Annotated in this window: 11 protein-coding genes; 9 read left to right on the top strand and 2 right to left on the bottom strand. The window is 66.5% G+C overall.

The features are described from left to right. Positions 1 to 185: 185 nt before the first annotated feature. The 3 genes from AC1PLA_RS19640 to AC1PLA_RS19630 all read left to right on the top strand — a co-directional run bounded on the left by AC1PLA_RS19640 (position 186) and on the right by AC1PLA_RS19630 (position 5449). Entirely contained in the window at positions 186 to 875 is a 690-nt protein-coding gene (locus AC1PLA_RS19640) for a glutathione binding-like protein (protein WP_481106234.1), read from the top strand. A 210-nt stretch (positions 876 to 1085) separates the two neighbouring features. Further along, positions 1086 to 3314 carry a S9 family peptidase gene (locus tag AC1PLA_RS19635; RefSeq protein ID WP_481105189.1) on the top strand — a complete coding sequence of 743 codons (2229 nt, stop codon included), beginning with the start codon at positions 1086 to 1088 and terminating at the stop codon, positions 3312 to 3314. Between the two features lie 344 nt (positions 3315 to 3658). Then, complete coding sequence (locus AC1PLA_RS19630) at positions 3659 to 5449, top strand: DUF885 domain-containing protein (RefSeq protein ID WP_481105188.1); 1791 nt, start codon at positions 3659 to 3661, stop codon at positions 5447 to 5449. 112 nt (positions 5450 to 5561) lie between these two features. On the opposite strand, the gene AC1PLA_RS19625 is transcribed toward AC1PLA_RS19630, so the two are convergent. Further along, a complete protein-coding gene (locus AC1PLA_RS19625; protein WP_481105187.1) occupies positions 5562 to 6032 on the bottom strand; it encodes a hypothetical protein in 471 nt (156 codons plus the stop codon). A 199-nt stretch (positions 6033 to 6231) separates the two neighbouring features. On the opposite strand from AC1PLA_RS19625, the gene AC1PLA_RS19620 reads away from it, so the two are divergent. The 3 genes from AC1PLA_RS19620 to AC1PLA_RS19610 all read left to right on the top strand — a co-directional run bounded on the left by AC1PLA_RS19620 (position 6232) and on the right by AC1PLA_RS19610 (position 10588). Beyond that, the gene (locus tag AC1PLA_RS19620; protein WP_172453327.1) at positions 6232 to 6474 is read left to right on the top strand and encodes a hypothetical protein; all 243 of its coding nucleotides are present in this window, start codon (positions 6232 to 6234) and stop codon (positions 6472 to 6474) included. A 259-nt stretch (positions 6475 to 6733) separates the two neighbouring features. Then, on the top strand, positions 6734 to 7723 hold the full coding sequence (gene hemB / locus AC1PLA_RS19615) for a porphobilinogen synthase (protein ID WP_184353577.1): 990 nt from the start codon (positions 6734 to 6736) through the stop codon (positions 7721 to 7723). A gap of 345 nt (positions 7724 to 8068) precedes the next feature. Then, complete coding sequence (locus AC1PLA_RS19610; RefSeq protein WP_481105186.1) at positions 8069 to 10588, top strand: PepSY domain-containing protein; 2520 nt, start codon at positions 8069 to 8071, stop codon at positions 10586 to 10588. Between the two features lie 846 nt (positions 10589 to 11434). On the opposite strand, the gene AC1PLA_RS19605 is transcribed toward AC1PLA_RS19610, so the two are convergent. Continuing rightward, complete coding sequence (locus AC1PLA_RS19605) at positions 11435 to 12316, bottom strand: TolB family protein (protein WP_481105185.1); 882 nt, start codon at positions 12314 to 12316, stop codon at positions 11435 to 11437. Positions 12317 to 12368: 52 nt separating this feature from the next. Between AC1PLA_RS19605 and aroE the strand changes: the two genes are divergently transcribed. From aroE to AC1PLA_RS19590, 3 genes are read left to right on the top strand one after another with little or no spacing between them, the layout of a single operon-like run. Then, entirely contained in the window at positions 12369 to 13220 is an 852-nt protein-coding gene (gene aroE / locus AC1PLA_RS19600; protein ID WP_481105184.1) for a shikimate dehydrogenase, read from the top strand. Continuing rightward, the gene (locus AC1PLA_RS19595; RefSeq protein ID WP_016902791.1) at positions 13210 to 13584 is read left to right on the top strand and encodes a hypothetical protein; all 375 of its coding nucleotides are present in this window, start codon (positions 13210 to 13212) and stop codon (positions 13582 to 13584) included. Before aroE ends, AC1PLA_RS19595 begins: the two co-directional genes overlap by 11 nt. Beyond that, positions 13581 to 13817, top strand: a complete 237-nt coding sequence (locus AC1PLA_RS19590) for a hypothetical protein (protein WP_104644674.1) — start codon at positions 13581 to 13583, stop codon at positions 13815 to 13817. Before AC1PLA_RS19595 ends, AC1PLA_RS19590 begins: the two co-directional genes overlap by 4 nt. Positions 13818 to 13979: the final 162 nt, after the last annotated feature.

The following is a 13979-nucleotide window of genomic DNA, read 5'->3' as shown; positions in this document are numbered from 1 at the left end:
CGTGCATTTGTGAGCGCAGGCTTAACCAAGTCAACTTGCACTGCAGCATCGGCCGCGAGCCAATCGCGTCACACATCGTTCCAGCCAGCACTACGGCACGCGCACGCGCCGGTCGCGGGCTTGGTCGTACCATCGATCGCCAAGGCGCGCGCTGCGTGCCATCCCCTGCCGAACTGGAGCGCACGATGATCGACCTGTACTACTGGCCCACCCCCAACGGCCACAAGGTCACCTTGTTCCTGGAAGAGGCCGGGCTGAACTACACGCTCAAGCCGGTCAACATCGGCAAGGGCGAGCAGTTCGAGCCGGCCTTCCTGCAGATTTCGCCCAACAACAAGATGCCGGCGATCGTCGACCACGCACCGGCCGACGGCGGCCCGGCGCAGAGCGTGTTCGAATCCGGCGCCATCCTGCTGTACCTAGCCGAGAAGACCAGCCGCTTCCTGCCGCGCGATGCGCGTGGCCGCATCGCCGCGCTGGAATGGCTGTTCTGGCAGATGGGTGGGCTGGGGCCGATGAGCGGCCAGATGGGCCACTTCAACGTCTACGCGCCGGACAAGATTCCCTACGCGATCGAACGCTACAACGCCGAGGTGCGTCGCCTGCATGGCGTGCTCGACAAGCGCCTGGCCGAGCAGGCATTCCTGGCCGGCCCCGAGTACGGCATCGCCGACATGGCCAGCTATCCGTGGATCGAGGTCTACGCCGACATCCGCCCCGATTACGCCGAGTTCCCGCATCTGAAGCGCTGGCACGACGCCATCGCCGCGCGCCCGGCCACGCAACGTGCGTACGCGCTCAAGGAGCAGGTCAACCCCAACGCCGGCAAGCCGCTGAGCGAGGAAGAGCGCAAGCATCTGTTCGGCAAGCGCTGAGGGCGCAGTAACAACAGCGCGGCACGCAAGGCAGTTCCACACGGCGGCTGAGCCCCCTCCCCCCGGGAAGGGGTTGGGGTGACGGTACGGTCCGCGCGCCTTTACCGCGCGCACAAAGTGGCAGGACGTCCACGCGCGCCATCACCCGCCGCGCTTCTCAAACACCCCACGTGCCCGCATCCTGTGTGCTATCTCAAGACAGGATCTTCGATGCGCGCCCTGTTCGCCGCCCTTGCCCTCATGCTCAGCACGCTCACTACCGCCCACGCCGAAAAGCTAACCCTCGATGCCATCACCGGCCCGTTGCCGTTGTCCGGCCCGACGCTGATGAAACCCAAGGTCGCACCCGACGGCTCGCGCGTGAGCTTCCTGCGCGGCAAGGACAGCGACCGCAATCAACTGGATTTGTGGGAGTACGACATCGCCAGCGGTCAGACCCGGCTGCTGGTGGATTCCAAGCTCGTGCTGCCCGGCACCGAAACGCTCAGCGATGTTGAAAAGGCCCGCCGCGAGCGCCAACGCATCGCTGCCTTCGCCGGCATCGTCGATTACCAATGGGCGCCGGACGCACATGCACTGTTGTTCCCGCTCGGTGGCGAGCTGTATCTGTACGACCTGCGCAAGACCGGCGCGGCGGCAGTGCGCAAGCTCACCCACGGCGAAGGCTTCGCCACCGACGCCAAGCTCTCGCCCAGGGGCGGCTTCGTCAGCTTCGTGCGCGAGCGCAACCTGTGGGTGATCGACCTGGTCAGCGGCAAGCAGCTGCAGCTCACCAGCGACGGCAGCGACACCATCGGCAACGGTGTGGCCGAGTTCGTCGCCGACGAGGAAATGGATCGCCACACCGGCTATTGGTGGGCGCCGGACGACTCGGCGATCGCCTTCGCGCGTATCGACGAATCCGGCGTGCCGGTACAAAAGCGCCCCGAAGTCTATGCCGACCACACCGAGGTCATCAGCCAGCGCTATCCGCAGGCCGGCCAGCCCAATGTGGCCGTGCGACTGGGTGTGATCGCGCCACGTTCCAACGCCGCGCCGCGCTGGATCGAGTTGGGCAACAACCCCGATATCTATCTCGCACGGGTGGATTGGCGCGATGCGCAGCGGCTGACCTTCCAGCGCCAGTCGCGCGACCAGAAAACCCTCGAGTTGATCGAAGCCACGCTGGCCAGCGGCAAGCAACGCGTGCTGATCACCGAGACCTCGCCGACCTGGGTACCGCTCCACAACGATCTGCGTTTTCTCAAGGATGGCCGCTTTATCTGGAACTCCGAGCGCAGCGGCTACGAGCATCTGTACGTGGCATCGGAAGACGGCCGCACGCTCACGCCGTTGACCTCCGGCGCCTGGGTGGTCGATGCACTGCTCGCCGTCGATGAGCAAGCCGGCACGGTGTATTTTTCCGCCAGCAAGGAATCGCCGACCCAGGCCCACATCTACGCCGTGCCGCTGGCCGGCGGTGCGATCGAACAACGTTCGACAACCCACGGCACGCACGCCGCCAGTTTCGCCGGCAATGCCAGCGTGTATGTCGACAGCTGGTCCAACACCACCACGCCGCCGCAGATCGAGCTGTTTCGCGCCAATGGCGAAAAAATCGCCACACTGTTGAAGAACGATCTGGCCGATCCGCAGCACCCGTATGCCAGATACCGTGACGCGCAGCGCCCGGTGGAATTCGGCACGCTCACCGCTGCCGACGGCACCACGCCGCTGCAGTATCGCCTGATCAAACCGGACGACTTCGACCCGGCCAAGCGCTATCCGGTGATGGTGTACGTGTATGGCGGCCCCGCCGCGCAGACCGTGCTCGACGCCTGGCCAAGCCGTGGCGATGCGCTGTTCGATCAATATCTTGCGCAACGTGGTTACGTGGTGTTCTCGCTGGACAACCGCGGCACCCCGCGGCGTGGCCGTGCCTTCGGTGGCGCGCTGTACGGCAAGCAGGGCACGGTGGAAGTGGACGACCAGCTGCAAGGCGTGGCCTGGCTCAAGGCGCAGCGCTGGGTCGATCCCGCCCGCATCGGCGTGCAGGGCTGGTCCAATGGCGGCTACATGACGCTCATGCTGCTGGCCAAACACAGCGACGCCTACGCCTGCGGCGTGGCCGGTGCACCGGTCACCGACTGGGGCCTGTACGACACCCATTACACCGAGCGGTACATGGACCTGCCGGCCGGCAACGCCGACGGCTACCGCGACGCACGCATCGCCACCCATCTGGACGGCCTGCGCGCCAAGTTGCTGCTGATCCACGGCATGGCCGACGACAATGTGCTGTTCACCAACTCCACCGCACTGATGAGCGCGTTGCAGGCGCGCGGCACTGCCTTCGAATTGATGACCTATCCCGGCGCCAAGCACGGCTTGTCCGGCAGCACCGCCCTGCATCGCTACAAGACCGCGGAGGCATTTATCCAGCGCTGCCTGATGCCCTGAGCGGCCGGCAATCGGGTGCCGGGGGAGTCGGAACTGCAGTGGTAAACGGTCGCCGATGCCTGGCATCGGCGACATTCACAAGACCGGCCGGGCAGGAGATGCCCGTCGCAGCGTGGATCTGCACGGGCCGCGCGGCGAGGGAAGCCGGCGCCAGGTGGACGCCAGCCGCAAGCACTGGCGATGGCGCTAGCAAATGCTGACATTCGCCAGCAGACCGCCGATCCAATCAACCTGGTAGCCGACCCGCAAGCGACGCCGCACTCCTGCCGACCATGACCTAAGACGCATTGCCGCAGCCGCTGCGGATGGGTAGGGTCGCGCTACTCAACTTGCGGATCCGCCCGATGAAACCACTCGTTCTCGCCATTGCGCTGGCGCTCGGTGCTTCGCTGCCATTGCAGGCACAGACCGGTAAGGCCGCGCAGGCCCAACCTGCCACGCCGGCCTGGGTGCAGACCAGCAATGGCTATGCACAGATCCTGCTGAAAGCGCAGGCGCCATTCCAGCCCGAATACGCCAGCTTCTTCGGCGTGCCCGGCTACGACGACCAGGTCATCGACCTGGGGCCAAACAACGCCGCGCGCTACCGCGATGCGATGAACAAGGCACGCGCCGCGTTGCAGGCCAAGCTGGCCACCGAGCGCGACGTCAATGTGCGCCAGGACCTGCAGATCATGATCGCTGCGGCCGAGCAGAACATCGAAGGCAGCGAACTCAACGAGCGCTATCTGTTGCCATGGAACGATGCCCCGCAGCTGGTCTTCAGCGGCCTCAATGGATTGTTGTCCGACCAGACCGTGCCCGAGCGCCGCGCCAAGGCGTTGGACCGCCTCAAGCGTTACGTCGGCCTGGTGCCGGGCAGCACGCCGACCACCACGCTGGCCCGCCAGCGCTACGAAGAGCAGCTTGGCAACACCACCTTGCTGCAGCCCACCCAGCGCGAAGTGGAGCAGGCGCTTGCGAACGTGGACACCTACGTCGCCGGCATCGGCGAGTTGTTCGCCAAGTACAAGATCGCCGGCGGTGACGAAGCGCTCAAGGCGATGTCCACCCAGTTGAAGGATTACGCCAACTGGACCCGCACCACGGTATTGCCGAAGGCACGCAAGGACACCCGCCTGCCCGAACCGCTGTATGCCTTCCAGCTCAAGCAGGTCGGCATCGATATCGCCCCGCAGCAGCTGATCCAGCGCGCGCAGCTGGAATTCATGGAAACCCGCTCGGCGATGCGTCAGCTCGCGCCGCTGGTGGCTAAGGCCAAGGGCGTGCAGGGCAGCGATTATGTACAGGTGATCCGTGCGCTCAAGGGCAACAAGATCGACGACGACCAGCTGGAAACCCACTACCGCGGCGTGATCGACCAGATCGACCCGATCATCCGCCAGCAGCGCATCGTCGATGTGCCCAATCGCCCCATGCAGATGCGCCTGGGCAGTGCCGCCGAAAGTGCCGCGCAACCTGCGCCGCACTTCCTGCCGGCACCGCTGATCGGCAATACCGGCCAGCAGGGCCAGTTCGTGCTGCCGCTGGGCAATCCGACCGCCGACGGCGCCAAGAAGGAACAGTACGACGACTTCAACTTCGGCTCGGCCGCCTGGACGCTCAGTGCGCACGAAGGCCGCCCCGGCCACGAGCTGCAGTTCACCGCCATGGTCGAACGCGGCGTGTCGCTGGCGCGCAGCCTGTTCGCGTTCAACTCGGTCAACGTCGAAGGCTGGGCGCTGTATGCCGAAGCCGAAATGGTCCCGTATGAACCGCTCGACGGTCAGCTGATCGCCCTGCAGTTCCGCCTGCTACGCGCCGCCCGCGCCATGCTCGACCCGATGCTCAACCTCGGCCTGATCGACCGCGAACGCGCACGCCAGGTGCTCGAAGACGACGTCGGCCTCTCGCCAGCGATGACCCGCCAGGAACTGGACCGCTACACCGTCCGCGCGCCCGGCCAGGCCGGCAGCTACTTCTACGGCTACACCCGCATCCTCGAATTGCGCATGCGCACCGAGCTGGTCCTGGGCAAGAAGTTCGACCGTCTTGCCTTCAACAACTTCCTGCTCGACCAGGGCCTGCTGCCGCCGGACCAACTGGCCAAGGCGGTGGAAACGCAGTTCATTCCGGCGCAGCAGGGCAAGCGCTAAGCGATTCGAGGCTGTGTAATGAATCAGGGCGCGATGGAGCTTGAAGGAGCCCACCATCGCGCCCTGCTGCAGTGCTGCCTTCGCAAATGCTTTCAAATCCTTGTGGTTCGCCTCAGCGCGTTGGAGGCGGCATATCCGGCGCCGCGCGCTGCTGCGCCCTCGCCGGCACCCAGATCGCCATGCCGGCCGCACGCTTCTGTGTGGTCGGGATGCCGATGCCCAGGCCACCGCCGACCCGACCGCCGTAGCTGCCGCCGCCGACCGACAGGCCGCCGCCGGAGCGTTCCGAGCCCACGCCGACGATGACCACGCCGTTGGCGCCAAGCTTGGCGGCTTCGCGCTTGAGCCGTTGCACGGCCGCATCGGTCTGGCCCTGGGTGCCGAAACCGGCAGCGCTGGTGGATTCGAGCTGGGCGATTTCCACCGAGCCGACCGGTGCATTGGAGTACACCTGCACCAGTGACGGGTCGATCGGCGCGCGCGCCTGGCCCAGCATCACCTTGGAACTGCTGGCGCAACCGGCCAGCAAGGCAACGGTGGCAGCCGCGATGGCGGCATTCCTGATCAGCGATTGCATGTACATGGTGGAACCCCCTGTGGGTAATGGCAACGATGATCCGGCGCCCGGACTGAATCGCTCCGGACTTTGCCGCACCCTAGCCATGCCCACGTGAGGCTACCGCCAAGCCGCCATTGGTCAGGGTGACCATCTGCCCACTGCGCCTTGGCGGGCGCGGCGCTAAGCTCATGCCATTCTTTAGATGGCGAGGTGGCACGTGGGATTGATCAGCCTGCTGTGGGGCATTGTGGCGTTGCTGTGGATGGTGCTGGCCTTCATCCCGTTGCTGGGCTGGGGCAACTGGTTCCTGATCCCGTTTGCGGCGGTGGGCGCGCTGATCGCGGCGATCGCGCTGCTGTTCACCTCGGCCGGCAATCGTGGGCGTGCCAAGACCGGTCTGCTGCTCAACGGCCTGGTGATCGTGGTCGGGGTGGTCCGTCTGAGCCTGGGCGGCGGCGTGATCTAGCACGCGGCGTCGCCTTCCAGGCAGGTCGCGCGAGCTCGAGGGGGCTGTGCACCGACTGGCGATGGAGAAGATCGACGCGTGGCACCGCCGCCAGCCGGGCGCGTTCCCTGTGGGGTGAGCTGACCGCGTGGTCCAAGCGGATCACGCTTGCATTGATCACAGCGTGATCCGGCCCGTTGCACCGCTGCGACACAGCGTCGCAGCGCGTTCGGCGGCGGGTCGCGGGCGTAAACTTGCCGGCTGCTGACAGGAGCCCACGATGGCCCATCCCCATTACCGTCCCCGCCGCATGCGCCACGATGCGTTTTCGCGCCGTTTGATGCGCGAAAACACGCTAACCACCGATGACCTGATCTGGCCGGTGTTCGTGCATGAGTTGTCCGGCCGCGCGCCGATCACGTCCATGCCCGGCGTCGAGCGCCTGTCGCTGGACGAATTGCTGCGCGAAGCCGAAGCGGCCCTGGAGCTGGGCATTCCGGTGATCGACCTGTTCCCGGTGATCGACCCGGCCGGCAAGAGCCTGGACGCGGCCGAGGCCTGGAATCCGGACGGCCTGGCGCAGCGCGCGGTGCGCGCACTGAAAGCGCGGTTTCCCGAACTCGGCATCATGACCGACGTGGCGCTGGACCCGTACACCACGCACGGCCAGGACGGCATCATCGATGCCAAGGGCTATGTGCTCAACGAGATCACCGTCGAGGCGCTGGTCAGGCAGTCGCTGTCGCATGCCGAAGCCGGTGTGGACATCATCTCGCCGTCGGACATGATGGATGGCCGCATCGGTGCGATCCGCCGCGCGCTGGATGCGCAGGACCATCTCAATGTGCGCATCATGGCCTATTCGGCCAAGTACGCGTCGGCGTTCTACGGCCCGTTCCGCGATGCGGTCGGCAGCGCCGGCAATCTGGGCAAGGCCGACAAGACCACCTATCAGATGGACCCGGCCAACAGCGACGAGGCCATGCGCGAGATCGCGCTGGACCTGGAAGAGGGCGCGGACATGGTGATGGTCAAGCCGGGCATGCCGTATCTGGACGTGGTGCGTCGTGTGAAACAGGAATTCCGCGTGCCGACCTTCGCGTATCAGGTCAGCGGCGAGTACGCGATGCTCAAGGCCGCTGCCGCCAATGGCTGGCTGGACGAGCGCAAGTGCGTGCTGGAAGCACTGATGGCGTTCAAGCGCGCCGGCGCTGACGGCGTGCTGACTTATTTCGCACCGCAGGTGGCGCGTTGGTTGCGGGAAGGCTGAGTACGCTGAGGCGGTACTGTCACGCCTTCCAGGCCGCAATCGGCGCTTGCAGGCTTGGCGCGATTCGAAAAAAGCAATGATCCCGCAGGCCGCGTTCTCTCGCGGCCTGCGCTTCTTGCGGCTCGCGCCATCTTCCCGGATGAGCATGGAAGGTGTGGCGCGGGCAGCTTAGCTAATCTGCTTCCCGCGGATCAGTGGGTACCGGCGTTGCTGCAATGATCGAGTGACACAGCAGTCGCTGTCTGACGGCGTTGCGTCAACGGCGCGAGCCTCCAAAACCCCACGCAAACTGCGATAACGATTCTCATCTACAATGGCGAGCCCACTGTTTGAGGCTGCGCGCGCGTGCTCAAGACCGTCCTGTTCCAATTGCACTGGCTGCTCGGCATCACGGCCGGGCTGGTGCTGTCGGTGATGGGGCTGACCGGCGCGTTGATGTCCTTCGAAAACGAGATCGTGCGGCTGGCCAACCCAGCCATCGCACAGCTGGCCCAGCGGCATGCGGCAGGCGAGCGGCCATTGCCGGTGGATGTGCTGCTGCGCCGGCTGGACCTGGATCAGCAACAGGCGGTCACCCGCATGCTGATCGATCCGACCGGCAAGCGTCCGTCAACCGCACGCCTGGCCGGCAAGGGCGGCGGCCGGGTGTATTTCGATCCGTATACCGGCGACAAGGTCGCCGCTCCGCGGCTGAGCGGCGCGTTTGCCTTTATCGAGGACCTGCATCGCCATCTGACCGCCGGCAAGCGCGGCCAGGCGGTGACCGGGGCGAGCACTCTGATCCTGCTGTTTTTCTGCGCTTCCGGCCTGTATCTGCGTTGGCCGCGACGCTGGTGGAGTCTGCGCACTTGGTGGGCAGTGGAATGGCGGCGGCAGGGGCGCAGTTTTCTGTGGAGCCTGCACGCGGTGTTCGGCACCTGGTGTCTGCTGGTGTACCTGCTGGTGGCGCTGACCGGGCTGACCTGGTCCTACAACTGGTACCGCGACGGCATGGTGGCCTTGCTCGGCACCGAGCCGGCGATGCGTGGCGACGGGCGCGATCACCGCCCGGCCACGGTGGATTTTGCAGCCGTGCAACGCACCCTGGATGCCATCCCGGCCACGCATAGCGCGGCACTGGACCTGCGTATCCCGCCGCGTGCGGGGCAACCGCTGAGCGTGCGGTTCCTGCCCGACCATCCCGATCACGACCGCGCCTACGACAATCTGGAGATCGAGCCGGGCAGCGGTGCGTTGCTGCGTCACCAGGACTATGCACTGCTGCCGCGCGGGCAGCAGTTGCTGGTGAGCATGTTTCCGCTGCATTCGGGCAGCTTCTTCGGGCTGCCGGGCCGCATCGTGGTGATGCTGGCCAGTGTCGGCATGTCGGTGTTCTTCGTGACCGGCTGGATGTTGTACCTGGATCGCCGCCGCAAGAAGCGCGCGCTGCGTGCCGCGCGCGATGTCCTGCACGGTGCACCGGCGGCCTCGCAAGCCGAGCCGTGGTTGATCGGGTTCGCCAGCCAGAGCGGGTTTGCCGAACGGCTGGCCTGGCAGGCGGCCGGGCATCTGCAGGCGGCCGGTCTGCCGGTGCAGGTGCGCTCGCTAGCACAACTCACCGCGCAGCATCTGCAGGGCACCCGGCATGCCTTGTTCGTGGTCAGCACCTTTGGCGATGGCGAGCCGCCCGATACCGCCCGCAGCTTCGAGCGCGAACTGTTGCGTCAGCGCATGACGCTTTCACAGCTGACCTATGCCGTGCTCGCCCTGGGCGACCGCCAGTACGCACAGTTCTGCGGGTTTTCGCGACGCATCGAGCAGTGGCTGCAGGCGCAGGGCGCGCAGCCGTTGTTTCCGGCAGTGGAAATGGACAACACCGATCCGCAGGCCCTGGCGCAATGGCATGCGCAATTGGCGCAGATTGCCGGTACGCCGGTGGCCGCCGTGCCGCTGGTACGCCCGACGCTGCTGCACTGGACGTTGTCGGCGCGCACGCATCTCAACCCGGGCAGCGAGGGAGCACCGATCTGGCAGATCGATCTGCTGCCACCGCCCGGTACGCAATGGCAGGCCGGCGACATTCTCGAAGTGCAGCCGGCGCACGCCTACATGCACGTCCGCGCGTGCCTGGCTGCGTGGGGACTGCCACCCGACGCGCTGGTGCATGTCGATGCGCAATTGCTGCCGCTGCAGCAGGCCGTCGCCGAGCGCGTGCTGCCGGAGCCGCCCACGCGCCCGCCCACGCCGCATCCGGATCCGCAGACCTGGCTGGACGCCTGCGCCTGGCTGCCGACCCGCGACTACTCGCTGGCCAGCGTGCCGGCCGATGGCGTTGCGACCGCGGTGGTGCGCCTGACCACAGGCGCCGACGGCAGCCCCGGCCTGGGCTCGGGCTGGCTGATCTGCCACGCACCCGTCGGTGGGCAGATACGCGCACGGTTGCGCACCAATCCCGGATTCCATCGCATCGAACAGGCGCCGATGGTGTTGATCGGCAACGGCACCGGTATCGCCGGTTTGCGCAGTCTGCTGCGCGAGGCCGAGCTGGCCGGCGTGCACGGGCATTGGCTGCTGTTCGGCGAACGGCAGGCCGCGCACGATGGTCTGTTTGCCGACGAACTACAGGCCTGGCATGCACGTGGCCATCTGCAGCAGCTGGACCGGGTGTTCTCGCGCGACCAGGCGCACAAGCGCTACGTGCAGCATCACTTGCGCGAGACCGGCGACACCTTGCGCCACTGGATCGATCGCGGTGCGGTGATCCATGTCTGCGGCAGCCTGGACAGCATGGCGCGTGAGGTCGATGCCACGCTGCGCGAATTGCTGGGGGAGACGCGGCTGGAGTCGCTGACCGCAGCGGGACGTTATCGGCGCGATGTGTATTGAGCGCGGTCATGGCCGCTGCATCGCTGCGTTAGAGCGCTAACAAAAAATCTAGCGCACAGTCGTCAGGCGGGATTTGGAAGTTTTGGAAGAACCTAGTAAACGCCTTGGACACGCTGTTTCCGAGCATCGACCGCGCCTGCCTTGCGGTGAGCACACTGGTATTTGTTGGCTGCATTTTGCTGGATGCAGTCGAGAGCCTAGTTGATCGAGGGCGCGATGCCCTCACCACTTCCGGGACACGCCGTGAATCCGTCCATGGAGGCTCCTTGGCGGCATCCATGCCGCCAAGGGTCCCGGAACCGGTAAGGACATCACGCCTGCCAAGTTGGTCGTGCGCTGATGGAACCGCACAAGCGGGATGACTTAAGCGAGGTGACTCGACGCAGCTGCCTGGTGGCTTGTATGCACTGGTGCATGGCGATGTAGAGACAGGGGAAAACCCATTGCCTCACTTCCTGCATCCTACGGAAAGCGCTGTCGGAAATCAGACCAGGTCGGCTAGATTAAAAAGGAGCACGGAACCACCGCTGCGTCTGACCCACCGGTCGCCGCTCCCGCTGCTGACCATGCACACCGACCATCCCGACTGGTCCTTGCCCGCTCACCGTCGCGGGACCTTACGCGGCATGGATGCCGCGTAAGAGCCTACAAGGACGTACTTGCGGCGTGTCCCGCGATGGTGGGCGGGCAAGGGCCCTGCGACCAAGCCTCAGATCAGCAGCTCTGCAATCAAACCGCAGATCAGCAGTCCTGCAGCGAGGACCCAGATCATCCGCTCTGCAACAGCTTGGCGTGAAGTCGTATTCCCAGCAGCCCCTTGGCAAGGGTCTGCGCACCCACCCATCCTCAACGGCAGCTCGTATCCCCCTCCACCACCGGCGCCTTCATCCGGTAGATGTCCAGCTGCCCCGCACGCGGTGCGCGCGCGCTGCCGGTCACCAGCAACTCGCCTGGCTTGGCCGCATCCACCACCGCACCGAAGGTGCGTTCCTGCGGCCCGTTGAACGACAGCGGCACTGCCTGGCCCACGGTGTAATGGCCGTTGCTGCAGGTCGCCAGCAATAACTGGCTGGGACCATTTTGCTGGCCGCGTGCCCATACCAGCCCCCGTCCATCGCCAAGCCAGGCCGCATCCAGCTCGTCGGCAGCGCTGTTGATATCGCTCAATGGCACCGGCGCGATGAAGGCCTGCCCATCCCAGCGCGCCACGAACATGTCCATGCCGCCTGCGCCACCGTGGCCATTGCTGGCGAACAGCAGGCGGGTGCCGTCCAGCGACAGTGTCGGGGAGCGCTCGTCGCCGCGGCTGTTGATCGCCGCGCCCAGGGATTGCACCGCACCGATCCGGCCCTGCGCATCCACCGGCGCGCGATACAGGTCGGCGCCGCCGGCACCGCCGGGCCGGGTGGAGGCGAACAGCAGCCAGCGGCCATCGGCACTGAACAGCGGGGAGGTCTCGTCCTGCGCCGTGTTGATCGGCAGCACTTCTGCGTTCTGCCAGCGCCCGCCGTTCAACCGGGCCTGCCACAGATCCCAGCCCCCGGTGCCGCCGGCGCGGTCGCTGGCCCAGACGATGCGTTGCCCGTCCGGACTCAGCGTGGCGCGCGCTTCGTTGGCCGGCGTGGAAACCACGCCCATGCCTTCGATGCCGAATTCGGCAAGCCCCGACGCGGCCGGGACGCAGAGTAAACTTGCCGCCAGCGCGAGCAGTGTCCATCGAAGTTGCATGCGGGGTTCCTGCCTCAAGTCGCGCACAGTCTAGTCAACCAGAGAGCGTTTCATGCCCGTATCCCGTTATGCCGTGTTCGGTCACCCCGTCGCCCATTCGCTGTCGCCGGCCATCCATGCCGACTTCGGGAAGCAGACCGGCATCGCGCTGGACTACACCGCCATCGACGCACCGCCGGAGGCGTTCACTGCCGCGCTGGAGCGCTTCGCCGACGAAGGCGGCAAGGGCGCAAACGTCACCCTGCCGCTGAAGGAAGCCGCCTGTGCATTGTCGGCCAGCCTGAGCGATCGCGCGCGTCTGGCCGGTGCGGTCAACATGCTGGTGCGCAACGACGGCCAGTGGCAGGGCGATAACACCGATGGCGCCGGTCTGGTGCGCGACCTCACCGACCGCCACGGGCTGGATCTGCGCGGTCGCCGCGTGCTGCTGCTCGGCGCCGGTGGTGCCGCGCGCGGCGTGGCACCGGCGCTGCTGGAAGCGGGCATCACCGAGATGGTGGTGGTGAACCGCTCGCCTGAGCGCGCCGATGCCTTGTGCGATGCGCTCGGCGAGCCGGGGCGGGTGGTCTCGCGCTACATCGAAGACCTGCGCGATCTGGGCGACTTCGAACTGATCGTCAATGCCACTGCGGCTGGGCGCGATCGCGACGCCGGTGCGTTCGCCATGCCGCTGGGCCTGGTCAACAGCCTCACCGCGGCGGTCGATCTCAATTACGGCGCCACCGCCATCGCCTTCCTGGCCTGGGCACGCGCGGCACAATGTCGCTACGCCGTCGATGGCCTGGGCATGCTGGTGGAGCAGGCCGCCGAGAGCTTCGCGCTGTGGCACGGCGTGCGCCCGGACACCGACCCGGTCTACGCCGCGCTGCGCGCGCGCGAGGCCCTCCTGGTCAGTGCCGACTGAGGTGGGCAGCGTCACCGCCACCGATATCCTGCTGACCCTGGTCACCAGCCTGCTGTCGCGCGTGCCGATGCTGATCGCGTTGCTGCTCGGGCTGGTTCTGCTGTGGCGTGCCTCGCAAAGCCCGTTGCGGCGTGCCGGGCTGGCTGCGCTCTGGCTGCTGCTGGGCTGCTTGTTTGCCGAGGTTGCCTTCCAGGCGATTCCGATGCTGTTGCTGCAGCAAGGCAATGTGCGTCAGATCAGCATGGTGACCAGCATCGCCCACTTCGTGCTGATGGCGATGCAAGGCGTGGGCATCGGCGTGCTGGTGTGGACGCTGGCAGGCAGCCTGCAACGCGTGCCGCCCGCCGCCGGCCCGCGCCCATGATTCCGCTCAAAGCCATCGCGCTGGTGGTGGTCGGGCTGGTCAGTGCCGGGCAGGGCGGGTGGACGCTGCTGCATCCGCAGGCGCTGGCTGCGGTCAATCGCGGCGGCCTGCTGTATGAACGCTTCGGGCCCACTGGCGTGGGCGCCGGCATGTTGCTGATGGGCGTCGCAATGGTGGTCATCGGACTGGTCTGGGCGCGCCATGCATGGCCGCCGCGGACGCAACGCCGCTGACAACGTGGAGCGACGCTGCCTGCTCGTTGCAGGCAGCGCAGGGTGATTTGGGCGGCATCCATTGCGCGACCCTTCGGGTCAGAACTTGCGGCCAGTGCCCGCCGGCGATGAGCGGATCCGACGCATGCAGTGGCCTTGCAGCGTGCGCATCCGGGACCAGGC

This window comes from Xanthomonas sp. NCPPB 1826, assembly GCF_056725285.1.
This window is presented reverse-complemented; position numbering and strand designations above follow the sequence as displayed.